The following is an 18,767-nucleotide window of genomic DNA, read 5'->3' as shown; positions in this document are numbered from 1 at the left end:
TTGGGAAATATTAAGTATTTTGTGTTTTTAAGGTAAATCTGTTTTGGTAAAATTTATCATAAAGAACTAAAATATGAAAAAAGAACAAAAAAAAATTTGCCCTTTTGAACACTATATATAAAAAAGAAAAAATGAAGACACAGCTGCAAATTTTAATGACTTACTTTTTGTTATTTAAATTTTGTTTTATGTTTATAGAATTTATGGTTTGCAAAATTGCTATGAATAAAAATATATTTTTTACTTTTTTTTACAAAAATTATATTTTTGTATTTTTTTTGTTTTTGTTCTTTGTTATTTAATTTAGCGTGATATAATTATGAGTAATAATTTTAATTTAGCATTATATAATATCACTAAAATTTCTAAGGAGATTCTATGTCATTCACAAAAAAATAAAAAAAATTTTACTTAACTTAACAGCATTAACAAGTTTAACGCTTGCAGTGACAACACCGGTAATTGTTGCTAGTCAAAAAATAAATGCCAAGGCTTTTTTATTGTTTCCAGGAATTGCGCTTTTAGCAAACCAAAATAATGTAGTGCAACTTGCTGAAACATATGATAAAGACTATTATTTCGGAATATCATTAATAGGTCACCAACGTTTATCGTATTATGGCGGTTGATTTTTTCAAGATAAAGTTTCATGAACTGGAGAAGCAAAAACAAAATATAGACCAAGAAATCCATATTATTATGACTATTTTTCTAACCCGGAAAAATTAGAATTAAAAGTGACATCTTGAATTTCTGGAATGGGAAGTCCTTCGTTTTCAGTAGGAGGGGAAATAAAATACGATGGTAAATTTTCAGCTAAGGTAAGTGGAAATGTAGATATTTCGATTGATTCAAATGGATATCTTGTTGACTCAATTACCAATTATAATCGTAGATATGCAAAAATAAAATATGATTTTCATGGTTGAAAATACAAAGTAACAACCTTTGGTAGTTCAGCAGGTGCAAAAGCCATATATGATGGTAAAGCTGCAAGTATATTGTCTGATTCATATTATAATAGTGTTCCACAATTGTCTGAAAGTTTAGATGAACCGGGAGCTTAGATGAATAGGTATGATGCCTAAAATTTTTACAAAAAAATGAGTTATTTTTTCAATTATTGGCGCTAGTTTGGGATCAATTGCTATAAGTGTTCCTTTAATTTATTTTGCTCTTACTAAGTCCGTTGAAGTTGAAATAAATAGATTTGAACCTAAAACATTAACTAGTAATTCAAAATCATCATCTATTTTTTCTAATTCCGATCAAGAAAAAATAAATAACTTTATTTTAGAAAATGAATTAAAAAAAGATGCACAAAACAGTGACTATGCTCTAAAAAATAATTTTCAGGGAGAGTATAATCACGTATATGCAAATGAGTTTTTAGCAATTTTAAAAATTACAAATAATATCAACCAATTTGAGAAACTTAAATCAATATTAAAAACTACGCCTAATTTATCGCGAAGAATACAATTTAGTTTAATTGATGTATACCAAATAAGCAATATTTATTTTAATATTGACCCAATTAATAATGTTCCTAAAGTTGTTAATTTTATTTCAAAATATTATGACAAAAACAAAAAGGAATTTATTAATATTAAAGATGATGAATTTCAAGATTTAGCATGAAATATTTTATATTTTAAATTAAATGGGCATGATTTTCAAAAATATTTCGATATTAAAGATTGGATTAAAAATGAATTTAAGAAAGCGAATTTTGAAAGCGATGAGGTGTTAATAAGTGATAATGAACCTCATGAAACTTTGCGAAAAAAACGTTTTCTCCTTTTTAAAAAATATATCGCTATTTTAACAATAATTAATAATTTAGATAAGGACTATTTTACCGACGTTATAAAGGAAAAGCAAGAATCAATAAATGTTTTAATTAAAAAATGAGATAACCATTTTAGAAAAATTATTGAAAATAAAGATATAGAAGAAAACCAAAGTAATTTGCTTATTTCACCAATGGTTAGTTTTTACTATTTTAGTAAGGATTTTTATAACTACTCGCCAGAGTATTTGTCAAAAATAAATGACTTTACTAAAAATTGGTTAATAAATTTTAGCACGTCCAGCGATCCAAGTTTCTATGGTTCAGGTCTTCTTTACTATTATTTTGGTAATAATAAAAAAATAGAGACCGAATTACTTAAAAAAAGTGAAGAAATTGTAGATTTTGGCATTGAAAATGGTTTATTTGGTCAAGAACCTGACATCACAAATACTATTTTTGTAAAACAGATTTTAGACTTGAGTGAGAAAAAAGATAATCAAGTGCAAAAAATAAATCAAACAATAGAAACCTTATTTAAACAAACAACGGAAAAACCAGAAAATAATCCTGATTTTTTTGCAGACTTATATAATTATGTATTTTTTTCAATTAAGACTCATCCCGATTTTTTTAAGAGTCAAAAAGATTTTTTAAATACAATAATTGATTATAGTAAATTTGTAAAAAAACCAATTGATTTTTTTTATTTGTTTAAAACAATTGCGCTATTAAATAGTTTTTATAATACAGACAAGCCGACAAAAATTAATGTTTCAAAGCAAATTTTTGACAATATTATAAATGTGAAACTAGAAAAAAATGCTCCATTTTTTTTAAAATTTATTAACTTATTTATTAAGTTTATTTTTAAAAATGAATTAGATGATAACAAGGAAATTGTTGAATTTATAAACCAAAATCTTGATGAAAAAAATATAAATAACACTGAATTTTTAGAACATCTTTTTTGGTATCTCGAATTTCAAAGTGCAATTAAATCAAAATTAGATCACCAAATTGATTCTACTAAATTAGAAAAATTTATTTCATTGTTAAAAAAAGATATTTTAGATAAAATTGATAAAAAAATGGGTAAAACACACTTTTTGAATATTAAAACTATTTATATGACTTATCAAATAGATTGGCTACTTAAAAATGATAAAAATTAAAAATTTGACTAAAAACTTTAATCGAAGAAGTATTTTTAAAAATTTTAGTCTAGACATCCCGTCCAATGAGTTGGTTTTTGTCGTTGGACCTTCTGGGATTGGGAAAACTACCCTTATTAACCTAATCGCTAATTTTAGTCAAAAAGATAAAGGTGAAATTCTTTTTTATAAAGATAATAAAATTGTTAAAAACCCTTTAATTGACGTTGTTTTTCAGGATTTTAACTTAATTGAATCTGCTACTGGTATGGAAAATATTAAAATTGGAGCAAATGCAATAAATTTTAATATTGATGAAACGAATATTGAAGAAAATGCAAGTTTTGTTAATATTTCGAAAGAAAATTTAGCAAATAAAGTGAGTGATTTATCAGGTGGTCAAAAACAACGAATCGCAATTTTGCGATCATTAGCGCGTGAATCTGACTTTATTTTGTTAGATGAACCTACTGGAAATCTTGATGTTGAAAATGCTGAAATTCTTTTTGAAAAAATACAAATATTAAAGAAAAATAAAACTATTTTGATAGTTAGCCACAATTTGGATCTTGCTAAAAAATACGGTGATAGAATAATTTATCTAAAAAATGAATCTGTATTAGAAATTGATAAAATCGAAGAAATAAATAAAGCCGAATCTTTAAATAAAACTGATTATGATTTTAAATTTGAAAAAAAACCTTTAAAAATAAGTGATAAATTAAAATCAATTATTTTATTTTTGAGGCTAGATTTTAAAAATAAAATAATTATTACAGCTTTACTAATTATCACATTTCTAATTAGCATTTTAAGTCTAAATTTATTTGCTACACTTGATACGCAAGCTAATGCTGTTGACTCGCAACGAATTCATCAATACAATTTAGATTCTTTTGAAGTACAAAAAAAGAGAATATCACCATTTTTTGACGGAGAAATCGAGAAATTCAATACTAAAAAAGACATTGTTAATAAAATTATTCCCGTTTATTGAACTGATAACTTTGCTTTTACTTACAATAATAACGGCAAAGAATTAATTTCCGAGAAAAATACTATTGAATTAATCGACGAATCTGATTTTTTTAAAAATAGGTTTAAATTTGATGACAAAAACCTTCAAGGTAATTTTATACAAAATGAAGATGAGATAATTATTTCAAATTCAGTTGTCGAAAAATTAAAAATTACTGATCCTATTGGTAAAAAAATTAAAATTAAAGCTATACGTAATTCGAGTGTTGATGAAATTCCAACTATTTTTGAAGTTACTATTGTCGGAGTAAATTATTCAACTGATGTATACAACACAATACCCACTTTTTTGCATTATAATTTAGCAAAAAAAATTAATGAAGCTTTTTTTGTTAAAAACACAGTCGGCGTGTCACTTTTCAGTGACATAATGATCGCTCCTTTGAATGTAAAAAGATTTCAAGATTTGGAAATTGAAAAAAATCATTTTTTAAAAGATTTAAAGCTAGAAAATTTAAAAATTAGTGATGGTGAACTTCCTAAAAATAAAGATGAAATTGTTGTTTCAGTTAACACTATTGATAAAATAAATAATCTTATAGATGATTTAAACAATGGTAGCACTGACAAATACGAGAAGGTAAAAATAGGATCTAAAGTTGAATTATCAAACAAAAATGGAAAAAATATTCCTTTTAAAATAGTCGGAACTTTTGATTTAAAGGAAAACCTTCATTTGCAGGAACAAAAATCTGAATCTGGTGCTCCCGAAGAACAAAGACATGAATTTAAGTACCAAATCATAATGCACAATGATGGTGATGAATACAGAAACGAAATAAGGCCAGAAGCAGCAAAAATATTCTTAAAATCTGACAATATCAATGAAAATTTAGCCTCTTTTAAAAAGGATTTTTCAAATTTTTCATATTCAAATGATCTTGAATCAATAAAAATTTTTCTTTTAAGGTCAACTTTTTTTGTAAAAGCAGTACTACTTGCTATCCAAGTAATTCTTATAGTTTTATTAGTAGTTTTTTCAGTTCTTTATGCAAAAAATCTAACACAATCAAAATTAAAATCAATTGGAATTCTTAAATCACTAGGTGAAAAAACTAGAAAAATCTTTTTCCTACACATATTAAATATTTTTGCAATTTCTTTCTTAATTTTAATATCAGGACTAATAATAAGTTTGCCTAGCATGCCATATTTTTATAGCTTGATAACAACCGCTGATTTTATCAGTCCAACTTATACACAAATTTTTATCAATTTCATTGTAATTTGATTCTCAACTAGCTTACTTATTTTTCTTATCTATTTCTTCATATCATTAAGATATTACAAAAAACCTGTTACTGAACTTCTTAAAAATAGTTTATAATTTTTTAGGTCATTTTATATCTAAATTAGTATCCTAATTTAGATTTGATTTAGAAAAAATCAACGCAGGTGATTATTGAAATGAAATCAATTTTACTATTTTATAAACTATTATTTTTCAGGCCCCTTTATATTGTTTCAAACGTTTTTTTAGCGTTGATTTTTCTAATAAGCACACCTCTTCAATTAGCATTTCCTGAACATATAATTATTTTAAGAATATTTGTTTTTGGTTCGCTTTCTTTGCTTATTTTTATTAACCTTTCAAGATACATTTGATTTATTTCCAAATACAAAAAAGAAGCTTTGAATTTGTCAAATGAAAAACTTAAAGAAAAGTATCCTCAACTCTTAAGAATTGAAAAAAATTTACCTCTATATGCAACGCCCGTTTTAAATTATGAATTTTGACTAAGAACTAGATTACCTTTTATTGCTTCTGAATTTAATGAACAAGATCCTGATTATGAAGAAAAACAAAAATTTTTATACAAGATGCATTTAAGATTATATATTGTTGAATCATTTTTAGTTGTTTTTGTAATTGCATGCCTTACCTTATCTTTCTATTTTATATTACCAAGAACATTTTCGGTTGATCCAATAACTAATAATCTTTCTTATAATTATAATCTTGTATTTTCGATAGTAACTAGTATTATACTTTATAGTCTTGGTCTTTTTACCACACTGTGAATAATTCAATCAAAAACCAAAATAATACAAATTTCTAAAAATCTTTTGACTCTTTCTGTTGAGGAATGTAAAAAAGCCTATAAAAGTACTTTTTTTAGATTTTATCTTCCTAAAAAAATTTAGGATTGTCTAAATTTTTTTGAAAATTAAAGTTAAAACACAAAACTATCAACACTCCCTAATTTTATAAGTCCAACTTATACACAAATTTTTATCAATTTCATTTAGATTTGATTCTCAACTAGCTTCCTTATTTTTCTTATCTATTTTTTTAAATCATTAAAATATTCCAAAAAAGATGTTAGTGAACTTCTTAAAAATAGTTTATAATATTTTAGGCTCTATTATATCTAAATTAGTATACTAATTTAGACTTGATTTAGAAAAAATTATCGCAGGTGTTTATTAAAATGAAATCAATTTTACTACTTAATAGACTAGTATTTTTAAAACCCATTTATGTTGTTTCAAGCTTTTTTTTATCCTTAATTTTTATAATAAGCACACATTTTCAACCCATATTTCCTGAACATATACTTATTTTAAGAATATTTATTTTTGGTTCGATTTTTTTGTTTGCTTTTCTTACCATTTCAAGATACATTTGATTTATTCGCAAATATAAAAAAGAGGCTTTGAATTTGTCAAATGAAGAACTTGAAAAAAAGTTTCCCAAACTTTTAAAAATTGAAAAAAATGCAGCTTGATTTGCAAAAAAAGTTTCAAATTATAATACTTGGTTAAAATTTCAATTACCTGTAATTGCTTCTAAATTTAATGAACAGGATCCCGACTATGAAGAAAAACGAAAATTTATATACAAGATTACTTTAAAATCGCAGATTGTTGAATTATTTTTTGCTCCTATTTTAATGGCATGCCTTGCTTTATCTTACTATTTTATGATGACAGCACTTATTTCAACAAAAGATAATAATTTATCTGTTATTCCTAACTTTACATATTCGCTGATAACTGGTATTATACTTTTTGTTATTACTAGTGTTGCCTCAACGTGATTAAATCAATCATTAATCAAATTAATACAAGTTTTTAGAAATCTTTTGACTGTTTCTGTTGAAGAATCTAAAAAAAGCTTTAAAAGTATTTTTATCAGATTTTATCTTCCTAAAGACATTTAAGATTGCATAAATTTTTTAGAAAATCAAAGCACAAATAAATTAATACCTTCAAAAAACAACCACCACAGACTACCAATGATTTTTTAAGCTATTTTGTAGTCACGATTAATATTGAATTTGTAAATTTTGAAAATGTGTCCGTGGCTTACCAAAAAATAAGTTGATTTATTGATTGGTATAACGATTGAAAACTTGAAAGAAACTCCCGCCAAATTGGCGGGAGTTTTACTATTTTGTTAAAACAAGACTTGTTTTTGTGTGAGAATTTCTTATTAACTAAAAGTACAAGTTAATTGGGCATAAATAATTTACACTAAAATTTAGAGTTTTATTACCTATAAAAAAACTATTAAATTGCATAAATAATATTAATCTGTTCCAAAAACAACAAAAATTTTTAACCATCAGTCAGATTGTTTTTTGACAAAAGCGAAACTATAAAATGACAAAGGCAGGTAAGAAATTGAAACATAATTAAAAAACAACTAGAAATTTTTTTGCCTAATGGGTTAAATAATGTAAAATTAAATTAGATTTGTATTTGAAAAATCCATAAAAATTTAAAAACACAAAATTATGAACACCCCTAATTTTATAAGTCCAACTTATACACAAATTTTTATGGATTTAATTTCAATTCAATTCTGAATTAGCTTATTTATTTTTCTTATCTATTTTTTTAAATCATTAGAATATTACAAAAAAGCTGTCAGCGAACTTCTTAAAAATAGTTTATAATATTTTAGACTCTATTATACCCAAATTAGTATACTTATTTAGACTTGATTTAGAAAAAATTATCGCAGGTGTTTATTAAAATGAAATCAATTTTACTACATTTTAGACTAATATTTGTTAAACCTATTTATGTTGTTCCGAGCGTTTTTTTATTCATTATTATTCTATTAGGTACACCTTTTCAATACTTATTTCCCGAACATTTACTTATTTTAAGAATATTTATTTTTAGTTCGATTTTTTTGCTTGCTTTTTTTACCTTTTCAAGATACATTTGATTTATTCCCAAATACAGAAAAGAGGCTTTGAATTTGTCAAATGAAGAACTTGAAAAAAAGTTTCCCAAACTTTTAAAAATTGAAAAAAATGCAGCTCGATTTGCAAAAAGAGTTTCAAATTATAATACTTGGTTAAAATTTCAATGACCTTTAATTGCTTCTAAATTTAATGAACAGGATCCCGACTATAAAGAAAAACAAAAATTTATATACAAGATTATTTTAAAATTTCAGATTGTTGAATTATTTTTACTTACTATTTCAATTGCATTCGGTACTTTATCTTACTATTTTATAATTACAATAGCGGTTTCAACAAAAGACAACAATTTATCTGTTATTCCTAATTTTACATATTCGTTCATAACTAGTATTATATTTTTTGTTGTTGGTTTTGCTGCCTGAGTATGATTAAATCAATCAACAATCAAATTAATACAAGTTATTAGAAATCTTTTGACTGTTTCTGTTGAAGAATCTAAAAAAGACTTTAAAAGTATTTTTATCAGATTTTATCTTCCTAAAGAAAATTAAGATTGCATAAATTTTTTAGAAAATCAAAGCACAAATAAATTTATACTTTCAAAAAACAGCCACCACAAACTAATCAATGATTTTTTATGGTATTTTGTAGTCACGATTAATATTGAGGTCAAAATTTTGGAAATGTGACTATTATTTATCAAAAAATAAGTTGATTTATTGATTGGTATAACAATTCAAAAGTTGAAGGAAACTCCCGCCAAAGTGGCAGGAGTTTTTTTGTTGTACTAAAAACAAGCCTTGTTTTTGTGTGTAAATTTCTTATTAGAATAAAGGCACAAGTTAATTTTCCATAAATAATTTAAACTAAAATTTAGAATTTTAGGGAGTGTTCATAATTTTCTGTTTTAAATTTTTATGGATTTTTTCAGATAGAAATCTAATTTAATTTCACATTATTTAGCCAATTAGGGAAAATAATTTGTAATTTTTTTAGGTTATATGATGCCTAAATTAGTATATAATTTAGATTTGATTTAGAAAAAATTATTGCAGGTGGTTATTAAAATGAAATCAATTTTAGTACTTTATAAACTATTATTTTTTAAACCCCTTTATGTTGCTTTAAACTTTTTTTTATACATTATTTTTATATCAAGCACACTTTTTCAATTATTTTTTCCTGAACATATACTTATTATAAGAATATTTGTTTTTGGTTCGATTTTTTTGCTTGTTTTTCTTAACTTTTCAAGATACATTTGATTTATTTCCAAATACAAAAAAGAGGCTTTGAATTTATCAAATGAAAAACTTAAAGAAAAATATCCTCAACTTTTAAGAATTGAAAAAAATGTACCTCAAGTTAGAAGAGGTTTTTTCACTTATGGTATTTGGTTAAGAAGTCAAATACCTTTAACTGCTTCCAAATTTAATGAACAAGATCCCGACTATGAAGAAAAACGACAATTTTTATACAAGATTTATTTAAGATATTATATCGTTGAATCATTTTTAGTCGCTATTTTAATTGCATGCCTTACTTTATTTTACTATTTTATGTTTACAACAATATATTCAGTTGCTGCAACAAGGGGCACTAATTTATCTGTTATTCCTGATATTGTAGATTCGGCACTAACTGGTTTTATATTTTTTGTTATTGCTAGTGCTGCCGTAGCATGAATAAATCAATCGCAATTCCAATTATTGCAAATTTCTAAAAATCTTTTGACTATTTCCATTGAAGAATCTAAAAAAGCCTATAAAAGTACTATTTTTAGATTTTATCTTCCTAAAAAAATTTAAGATGGATAATTTTTTAGAAAATCAAGGCACAAATAAATTAATACTTTCAAAAATAACCACCACAAACTAACCAATGATTTTTTATACTATTTTGTAGCCGCAATTAATATTAAAAGTCAAAATTTTGAAAATGTGACTATTACTTATCAAAAAAATAAGTTGATTTATTGATTTGTTAACAATTCAAAACTTGAAAGAAACTCCCGCCACTTTGGCGGGAGTTTTGGTATTGTATTAAAACAAGCCTTATTTTGAGCGTTAATTTCTTATTAGACTAAAGGTACAAGTTAATTGCACATAAATAATTTACACTAAAATTTAGAATTTTATTACCTATAAAAAACTATTAAATTACATAAATAATATTAACCATTTCCAAAAGCAACAAAAATTTTTAACTACCAATCAGATTGTTTTTTTGGCAAAAGCGCTAGTCAACCAAAAAACCAATTAATTTTAGTAAAACTTAAGTTCTAGGCTTGATTTATTCAGTTAAGGATTTTTTCTTTAGTTAAATTTTGACTATTTAAAATTTCTTCCACTTTCTCAATTTCAATAAATGCAAGCCCTATTTTTTCTATATAATTAATCTGATCAGCATTTTTTACGGCTAACCCAATAATAAATCTAATTGGTTGATCATCTCAGTATAGTGTATTTTTTAAGTGAATAATTTCTATACAATTTTTAAAAATTAAATCATTACTGTCATAATTTCCATGGGCTAGGGCGAGATAGTTTCCAAGAGCAACTGATGATTCTAAATCACGTTTTTCCATTGATTGTAAATATTCATATTTGCAGCAATTTTTTGCTTGGAAAATTTCAATTAATTTTGTAAATGCTTCCTTTTTTGACTCAATAGTTTGATTTAATTGGATATTTTCTATTTTTAAATCCATTTCTTACCCCCTTTTATATTATCATAAAATTTAAGCACTGTTTTGATTTCAAAATCTTCTAAATTTGTTTGCATTTTTAAAAATTCTTCGGGATTTTTTAGAAGATTTTCCTGCATTTTCATTGCTTGGATATCCTGTTTTGAGTCATAATTTAGAATATTAGCAAAAGTTCTATAAATTATCTCTAATTCTTTTGGTTCTAATTTTGCATTTTTGGCATATTTCAATAACAAATTAAATCTTTCATTTTTTCCTATTTTAGTGATTGGATTCCGAGCAACGCGTATAATTGAATCTTGTAAAATTGGATTTTCAAATCTTTTAATTGTTTTTTCAAAATATACCTCAAGTTCGCTCTGATTAATTAAAGTATTTTGGAATCAAAGCACTTTAATTAAAACAATTTTTAGTTGGCTAATGTATTTTTGAATTATTGGTGAATTTAAAGCTTCATGAACATAATTATATTTTAAAATATATGCCAAATATGCAATTCCCGAGTGCAAAGTGTTGACAAAAAATAATTTTCGTAAAATAAAATAGTCTAAATTTTCTAGATATTTTACTCCCTTTAGTTTAATTTTTTGTTTTTCTTCTTTAATAATAATTTCTGAGTAGGTTTCGGTATAAACATTTAAATCTGTCGAACTCGGGGCGATTTGATCAATTGTTGTGTCAACAAATTGCCAAAATTTACAGTTTTCAAGCCCTTTTTTAAAGTTACTACTAACTCGAAATCCGTTTTCAAAACAGATAATTTGTTTACTTTTTTGCTCAATTTTTGCTAATTTTGCAAAAATTGACCTCAAATGAATTAAATTTTCGGATCCAACAGAAGTCGAAATCAAATCGGCGTTTTTTAAATGCATTAATAATTTTTCTTCATCACTTAGATTAATAGCAAAATAATTTCTCACTTTATATTTTTGGCCATTTTCAAAGTTAATAACATAATAAAATCCTTTTTGATTTAGCTCATTAATTAATTTATCATTAACATCAACGAAAATAATTTCAAATTGATTTTCTTGATATAATTTTGCAATTAATCCGCGACCGATATTTCCGGCTCCAAAATGAACAACTTTCATTAGAAATTTTCCTTATTTTCTTGGTTATTTTTAAGTTGTGTAGCTATATTTTCATAGGATTTTCTATCTAAAAATTGACTTAAGGAAATAATTTTAGCTTTGGAATTTTTAGCTTTAACACGATCTTCTAAACTTTGGATTGTGATAATAAGCTCTTCTTCACCAGTCAAATCGGCAATCGCTAAATTAGAAACTTCAATATCAGCAACATTATTATCTTTTAAAACTTTCCTTAAAATTGAAGCAGCCATTACAGAAGAACCCATGCCCGCATCGCAAGCAAAAACAATCTTTTTTGGATTTAATTTTTGAGTACTTTTTGTTTTTAATTTTTCACTTTCAATCAATTTTTTTGTATGATTAATGTCTAAATTTTCAGTTTTTTGCTTGTTTTTATTTAGTAGTTTTGCTAAAAAATTGATAGCTCAGGCACTTATCAAAGTCACTATAGCAGATCCGAAAATCGCAATTGTAATACCAACTAATGAATTTGTCGATTTTTCTACTTGGATATACTGAGCAATAATTGAACCTGGAGAGACAGGTGCAACTGCACCAACATTAAAAATTTGTAGGATTGAATTTCCAAAAATACCTCCAACAATTAGTGATAAAATTAAGACTGGTCTCAAAATAGCAAAAGGAAAATAAACCTCGTGAATCCCACCCAAAAAATGGATTGGAATTGAGGATGCTGTTTGTCCTTTAATGTTTTTTTCTTTTGAAAAAATTAGATAGAATAGTAAAAGTCCTAATCCTGGTCCAGGATTTGATTCTAATAAAAATAAAATTGACTTGCCAGTTTCGGTTACTTGAATTGTTCCTAAAGTTGTAAAAACACCGTGATTTATTGCATTATTTAGAAAAAGTATTTTTGCAGGTTCAACAATTAGTGCAATTAAAGGATATAATTTTCACTCTCCCATTTTTTGGGTCAAAAATCCGAGTGATTTAATAAAGTAGCCAATAAAATAAATTGATAAATAATAAACGGGAAATAAAAGGACAAATCCGAGAATTCCAAGATAGAAATTATTCGCTAACATTTGATAGCCACTTGGAATTTTATTAATTCAAAATTTTTCTGTGTGTTTCAAAATAAGTGCTGAAATTGGACCAAATAGCATAACTGCAACTAGCATTGGCGCTGTACCGCCAGTAATATTTATAAAAATTTCTGATTGACCAGCAGCTACCGCACCAATTGCTACAACTCCAGCAATTGCACCACCTCGAATTTTGTAAATTTTATAACCACCAAGAAAGCAAATTAAAATTGGAATTATATAAGTAATTCCAACACCTACCATGGCTGCAAGATCTTTATTCGGTGTTCAACCTGTGGGAATAAAAAAAGATGTAAGTAGACCTCAGGCAATAAAAATACCGATAATTGGCATTATCATTTGTCCTAAAAGTCCGCCAAACGACTGAATTTTAGTTTTAATAGTTTTGATTAAATTAGCCATAAAACCTCCTTAATATTGATATAATTTTGTGGAGTATATGTGAATTTGATTGATAATTCGATCGACCTTCGAGGCAGAATTATATTTTCATTGATGAAGAAATTCTAGATTTTTGAGCAGTTAAATTTTGCAAATTAAAGTTAAAGAATTCAAGGATTTTTGCCACCGTTTGGTCGCGATCATCCTTATTAGTAGCCCAAAAAAATGCTCATGTGATAACAAAATTGTTTATAAAATAGAATTATTAAGCCTAAATCACGCTCACATAAACAAAAATTTCATCAGTTTTTTAAGTTTAAGTCGCGATTTTATTGTAAAAATAGTGATGTTGCTGAAAATATCGAGCATATAATGCTTTGGAAAAAGGTTAGAATCTATCAATATTTTCAAATTATTAAATTGATTTATACAATAATCTTTGTTTAGTTTTTTAATGTTAATGGTATTTTGAAAATTAAATTTCATTAGCCATTGTGTTTATCTGAAATACAAATTATTAATTTGCTAAAAATTAGTTGGTATTTTCTATACCAATGCTAATTTTAAAATTACTATGTTAATTTTTCATTGCTTTAAAATTAAGTTTACAAATTAAAACAAAAATTACTATTTTTTGCTAAATTTGGTAGTAGTGTAAAAATCTGTAACATTTAGTTCTGCACTAAAAATCTATATTAATGTCATGAAAAATTCTAAAAAAGCAAGCAAAAATCGTATACTAGCAAAATTTATAATCAAAATTCCTTTTTAAAAAGTCTTTGATCACAAGCTTTATCAAGTTATCGCTATATGCGTTAATAGTATTTTATGTTACTATAATAAATTGTTATATTGTATAATTTTATAAAATGGATAGTAATTTGATGAATGATTTACTGTGGTTTTCTAAGCAAAATCATAATTTTATTGATAAGGAAATTGCTAAATTTTTGATTTCAAATATCGCCAAAATTATGACTTTAAAATTAAGTATAATTGCTAAAAATGCTAATTGTTCAACAGCTTCGGTAATAAAATTTTGCAAAAAACTCGGTTTTAAAGGGCTAAAGGATTTATTGCCAGCGCTTGACCGTAATTATTCTTATATGCAAATTCAAAAAAGCCGTTTTTCCAACAACAAAATTGCCAGCAAAAATACAACAGTTAGCCTATATCATTCTCTTATTAGTAAAAATCTCGATAATCTTTACAAGATAAATCATGATTCTATTATAAAATTTGTTGCCTTGTTAAAGAAGGTGCGGCATATTATATTTTTTGGTAAAGGATCAAATTTAGAAATAATTCAGATTTTTGCTAATTATTTATCGAAATTACAATATTATGTCGATTATCATTATGACTTTGAAGTTCAGCAGAAATGAGTGGAAAAATCTGTGGATTTTAGTGTTTGCGTTTTTTTTAGTTTTTCCGGTATGCATTTAGAGATAGATCGATTAGTTCAAACAATGAAATCTAAAAATTGTAATATTATTTCCTTTACTTCAAATTATGAAAGTAATTTATTCAAGCAATCCTCAATTAGTTTCTTAACATTCAAAAATGAGGACGTTCTTGAAAAGCACACTTCAGCACGAATTGCTTTTATTTATTTAATAATGCAAATTATTAATTTACTTAAAAATTAGTCGTCTATTAAAACAAAGTGGTATGTAAAACCTTTAGAATCGAATCTAATGGCCTATCGATAGGCAAAATATTCAAGCACTATCAAAAATAGAAAAAATAAGAAAAGGACAATTTACAGCAAAAGTGGCATTAACCAGCACAAATTTGATTACGACCCAAATTGGAGATTATGTCTTAAAATGAATTTTTGATTAACAGTTGAAAAATTTATAAACCTTCAAATACCGAAAAAATTTTTAAAAATTCCTATTTTAGGTAATACTTTGTATTTTAAACTATTCTCATTTTTAGTTTTTAAATTTAACCCTGATAAAAAAACAATAAAACATTACTTTTTATTTGTAGTACTTTCTTTGATAAGTTACCCAGCCCCTCTTTTTTTAGTTATAATAACATTGTTAATTGCCGGTAATGCTGATTTTCTAAGGAATTTAGATTTAAAATTTTTTAATAATTATTTTATTCGGCATTTGATCGAAATAATTGGCTACTCGCTTTTAATTGTGGCTTATTCGTATTTTTCAGGTTTTCTGCAAAAAATTTTTCATTTATATTTGGTAAAACAAGTAAAAAAAAATCTTGGCAAATTAGACACAAATAATAAATTCCCATTTTTAAGCAATTTTAATTATACTAAACATTATGAATTTCTATGTCAACGAAAATTTTATATGGGTGTTGAAAAAGAACATTGGTATAACCCAGAAAAAATAATTGAAAATATTTTTATTATTATCCAAAGTTGATGGTGAAAAGTTAATTGAAATTTACCAAAATATTTTGCACATATAATTTTAGAAGTTTTTTTGTTCAACGCTACTGAATTTACAAATTCAAATATTTCTAAAAAAAACTGGAAAATCTTTTTATACGTTTATTTTACTTTTGTTTTTATACAACTTATATTAACTTGATATCCGTTTTGAATAATATATTATTTTATAATGGAAAATACATCTGAAATAAATGGCAATTTAAATGATGCTAATGACGAAGCAAAACAATTATTACTTTCTGGTTTATTTAGTATAATTTTTGGTTTTCTCATGCTACCCACGGCGGCTTATCATCCTAAATTATGAATAACTTTTTGACTATTTGAGAAATAAATTTTTATTTTTTGATAGTATTATTAAAGGCAAAATGGTTGATTCTTAGGCTAGTTTAACTAGTTTATTAATTTAATTTAAGGAAATTTGTTTTGTAAAAATGTATTTTTGATTAACTGTTGATTTTTGATTAACTGTTGAAAAATTTATTAATTTGAAAATTCCTAGAGAATTTTCAAAAGTACCTATTTTAGGTAATATTTTGTATTTTAGGTTGTTCTTCTTTCTTGTATTTAAATTTAATCCTGATAAAAAAACAATCAAACACTTTGTTTTACTATTCACACTGTTTTTAATAAGTTATCCAGTACCACTTTTTTTAGTTATTTTAGTACTAATTTTTACGCTTAAATTTGATTTTTTAATTCATTTTAATACAAAAGTTTTTGATAATTACTTTTTTCGACATTTTATCGAAGCAATTTTTTACTCGCTCCTGTTGTTGCCTTATTCATATTTGTGTAGTTTTTTCCAAAAAATTTTTAATTTTTACCTAGTGAAGAAATGTGAAAAAAATTTAGGTAAAATAGATAAAAATAACCAATTTGATTTCTTAGCTAATTTTGATTTTGAAAAAAATTATAATCTTATAAAGAAAAAAGACGCTTATATTTGAATCAACGTAAGAAAAAAAGATAGATATAACCCTGATAAAATCATTGAAAATATTTTTGTTATGATTGATGGTTTGTGATTAACTACTAGAGTATATTTGCCTTCCTATTATTTTAATATATTTTTACACGTCTTCTCATTTAATACAAAAAGTGCTGATTTAAATCCTATTATTAAAAAACGGCAAGTTCGTTTTCTAATTATTTATCTATTTTCAGTTTTTATAAATTTTATTATGTTTTGATACTCGTTTTGAGTATTAACTTATTCTTTTAGTGTTACGATTTCAGCATTTGATGATTCTCGCTTAATCATCAACCATATTGTTCTAGTTTTGGTTGCTATTTTTTTAGTGCCGCTTATTCTAGAATGGCTAATTAAATTTTTTGTATTTAAAATTTAATTTTAGTAAGGTTTTAAGAATCCTTTAATTTTAACTTTAAATTAGTAGAAAAATCTAGACAACTAGTTTTTATACTAGCTTAATTTTCGTTTTTATCTTTATCTGGTTCTTTTTCTTGTTGTTGTTCTAGTTCTTGTTTTCGTTGTTTAAGCTCCTCAAAAATAATTGCGGGGTCAATTCCGGATCTTCTGAGAACAGCCTCCATTACTTCTTGATAAACTCCACGATCATTTTCAGAAAGATCGTTAATTGTATATTTTCTTTTTGGTTTGCGTGGAGATTTGTTTTTCCCACGAGTACTTATTGGACTTTTCATACCATTATTATAATACTTTTTTTAAAATTAATAGAAAAAACTCAAACAAATAGTTTATATACTAACTTATAATTTAGGTTTTTTACTAATTTATATTTTAGGACAAGCATTTTTTTCAAAAGGTTAATTTTAAAATAATAAAAATAAAGATTGTATCGTCAAAAAACCCAGATTTACCGTCATTTTTGTGATTTACAGTCACTAAAAAGTGAGTTTTTGCCATCAAACTATCAACTCAGGAGATTAAACAAAAAAACATCCTAAAAAGGATGTTTTTTTGTTTTTTGCTTTATTAATTAAGTAATTATTTTTTTTCTTTTGGCAATTTTTCTTAAAATTAAGAAAATAACTACTGTAAAAATTGCTCAAAGCATATGGCGACGAAAACGGATTGATTCAATATTAATATTTTTACGGTAAACATGACCAAAAATTGCTTCAATATTTGACAAACGCCGGCGAAGTGTTAAGTCATAAACAAGCATTAAAATAAAAAATCCGCCAGTTGAGACCATACTTATAATAAATTCGGTTGAAAATTGAATATTTTTTTCTGGATAATATTTTAAAGTAATTCAATAAACTAAACCTAAAATTGCTGTTCCAAACAAACTAAAAGCAGCCAGTCAAATTGCATTTACCTCTTTTTGATTCAATTTTTTAACTAATCAAGGAATCATTGGCGGCATTTCAAGTCTGTGAGAATTATTTCTGAGCTGTGAGCGGAAATATTCGACTGATTTTTTAATTGCCCGATAGTCTAACATGGTTTTTACAAATAAAAATATTACAATTGCACCGATAATTCCGGGAATTATCAAAAGTGGTAAATATTTTTGCTCATAATTTCAGCTTGGAATATACTCATAAACTCAGAGCAGTGAAACAGTTAGTATTGCTAAAAAAGCCAAGAGTCAAAAAAGTGCCTTTAGTGGTAAAAAAATTAACTCTAGTCCAAAAATTTTTCTCACTTCTTTTGAAATAAAAGCATTTGCCTCTTGTTGAAGAGCTTTTTGTTCCATTGCCTGATAATAATTTTCTTCGATTAAATGGTTTGAATAATTTTGCGGACTTCTATGATCTGGACGGTAATGGTTTTTTTGAGCAAAATATTCATCTGAATCATCAAAATCTTCTTGAATATTAGGACGATTTTGCACGTTTTTATAGTACCTAGGCTCACGATAGGCTGAATTTGTAAAACTAGGTCGTTTATGGTAATTGCTGTTATTAAAGTTCTGTCTTTTTTTCATAATTTCACAAAAGTAGAAAAAACAA

The 18,767-nt window shown here is 25.2% G+C and carries 15 protein-coding genes and 1 pseudogene; 11 read left to right on the top strand and 5 right to left on the bottom strand.

Annotated features, from left to right (window positions below; all coding sequences use genetic code 4):
• Positions 1-446 precede the first annotated feature (446 nt).
• The 8 genes and pseudogenes from R7X45_RS01545 to R7X45_RS01515 all read left to right on the top strand — a co-directional run bounded on the left by R7X45_RS01545 (position 447) and on the right by R7X45_RS01515 (position 9,955).
• Positions 447-1,067 carry a hypothetical protein gene (locus R7X45_RS01545; protein ID WP_318055668.1) on the top strand — a complete coding sequence of 207 codons (621 nt, stop codon included), beginning with the start codon at positions 447-449 and terminating at the stop codon, positions 1,065-1,067.
• A 10-nt stretch (positions 1,068-1,077) separates the two neighbouring features.
• A complete protein-coding gene (locus R7X45_RS01540) occupies positions 1,078-2,967 on the top strand; it encodes a hypothetical protein (protein WP_318055667.1) in 1,890 nt (629 codons plus the stop codon).
• Complete coding sequence (locus R7X45_RS01535; RefSeq protein WP_318055666.1) at positions 2,954-5,311, top strand: ATP-binding cassette domain-containing protein; 2,358 nt, start codon at positions 2,954-2,956, stop codon at positions 5,309-5,311. The genes R7X45_RS01540 and R7X45_RS01535 overlap by 14 nt, the downstream gene beginning before the upstream one ends.
• 80 nt (positions 5,312-5,391) lie before the next feature.
• Positions 5,392-6,129, top strand: coding sequence for a hypothetical protein (locus R7X45_RS01530; RefSeq protein WP_318055665.1), 738 nt, complete (start codon positions 5,392-5,394; stop codon positions 6,127-6,129).
• A gap of 287 nt (positions 6,130-6,416) precedes the next feature.
• The gene (locus R7X45_RS01525) at positions 6,417-7,148 is read left to right on the top strand and encodes a UPF0182 family protein (protein ID WP_318055664.1); all 732 of its coding nucleotides are present in this window, start codon (positions 6,417-6,419) and stop codon (positions 7,146-7,148) included.
• A gap of 437 nt (positions 7,149-7,585) precedes the next feature.
• Positions 7,586-7,681 (top strand): annotated as a pseudogene (locus tag R7X45_RS03755) (transposase); the annotation flags it as partial.
• Between the two features lie 285 nt (positions 7,682-7,966).
• Positions 7,967-8,698, top strand: coding sequence for a hypothetical protein (locus tag R7X45_RS01520; RefSeq protein WP_318055663.1), 732 nt, complete (start codon positions 7,967-7,969; stop codon positions 8,696-8,698).
• 516 nt (positions 8,699-9,214) lie between these two features.
• Positions 9,215-9,955, top strand: coding sequence for a hypothetical protein (locus R7X45_RS01515; protein ID WP_318053935.1), 741 nt, complete (start codon positions 9,215-9,217; stop codon positions 9,953-9,955).
• A gap of 473 nt (positions 9,956-10,428) precedes the next feature.
• Here R7X45_RS01515 and R7X45_RS01510 read toward each other — a convergent pair whose 3' ends face one another.
• Genes R7X45_RS01510 through R7X45_RS01500 form a run of 3 tightly spaced genes read right to left on the bottom strand, consistent with a single transcriptional unit; the run spans position 10,429 to position 13,417 of the window.
• Entirely contained in the window at positions 10,429-10,857 is a 429-nt protein-coding gene (locus R7X45_RS01510) for a PTS sugar transporter subunit IIA (RefSeq protein ID WP_318055662.1), read from the bottom strand.
• Positions 10,848-11,948, bottom strand: a complete 1,101-nt coding sequence (locus R7X45_RS01505) for a mannitol-1-phosphate 5-dehydrogenase (RefSeq protein ID WP_318055661.1) — start codon at positions 11,946-11,948, stop codon at positions 10,848-10,850. The genes R7X45_RS01510 and R7X45_RS01505 overlap by 10 nt, the downstream gene beginning before the upstream one ends.
• Positions 11,948-13,417, bottom strand: coding sequence for a PTS mannitol transporter subunit IICB (locus R7X45_RS01500; protein WP_318055660.1), 1,470 nt, complete (start codon positions 13,415-13,417; stop codon positions 11,948-11,950). The genes R7X45_RS01505 and R7X45_RS01500 overlap by 1 nt, the downstream gene beginning before the upstream one ends.
• Before the next feature lie 863 nt (positions 13,418-14,280).
• On the opposite strand from R7X45_RS01500, the gene R7X45_RS01495 reads away from it, so the two are divergent.
• The 3 genes from R7X45_RS01495 (at position 14,281) to R7X45_RS01485 (ending at position 17,173) form a co-directional block, all read left to right on the top strand.
• Positions 14,281-15,045, top strand: a complete 765-nt coding sequence (locus R7X45_RS01495; protein ID WP_318055659.1) for a MurR/RpiR family transcriptional regulator — start codon at positions 14,281-14,283, stop codon at positions 15,043-15,045.
• Positions 15,046-15,225: 180 nt separating this feature from the next.
• Entirely contained in the window at positions 15,226-16,155 is a 930-nt protein-coding gene (locus R7X45_RS01490) for a hypothetical protein (RefSeq protein ID WP_318055658.1), read from the top strand.
• Positions 16,156-16,255: 100 nt separating this feature from the next.
• The gene (locus R7X45_RS01485; RefSeq protein ID WP_318055657.1) at positions 16,256-17,173 is read left to right on the top strand and encodes a hypothetical protein; all 918 of its coding nucleotides are present in this window, start codon (positions 16,256-16,258) and stop codon (positions 17,171-17,173) included.
• 79 nt (positions 17,174-17,252) lie between these two features.
• On the opposite strand, the gene R7X45_RS01480 is transcribed toward R7X45_RS01485, so the two are convergent.
• Both R7X45_RS01480 and R7X45_RS01475 read right to left on the bottom strand, forming a co-directional pair.
• The gene (locus R7X45_RS01480) at positions 17,253-17,489 is read right to left on the bottom strand and encodes a hypothetical protein (protein ID WP_318055656.1); all 237 of its coding nucleotides are present in this window, start codon (positions 17,487-17,489) and stop codon (positions 17,253-17,255) included.
• 296 nt (positions 17,490-17,785) lie between these two features.
• The gene (locus R7X45_RS01475) at positions 17,786-18,742 is read right to left on the bottom strand and encodes an MSC_0882 family membrane protein (protein WP_318055655.1); all 957 of its coding nucleotides are present in this window, start codon (positions 18,740-18,742) and stop codon (positions 17,786-17,788) included.
• Positions 18,743-18,767: the final 25 nt, after the last annotated feature.

The sequence above is a fragment of the Mesomycoplasma ovipneumoniae genome, assembly GCF_033343935.1.
Classification (GTDB): Bacteria; Bacillota_I; Bacilli_A; order Mycoplasmatales; family Metamycoplasmataceae; genus Mesomycoplasma; species Mesomycoplasma ovipneumoniae_G.
Note: the sequence above shows the minus strand (reverse complement) of the source record. Positions and strands in the feature narration are given on the sequence as shown.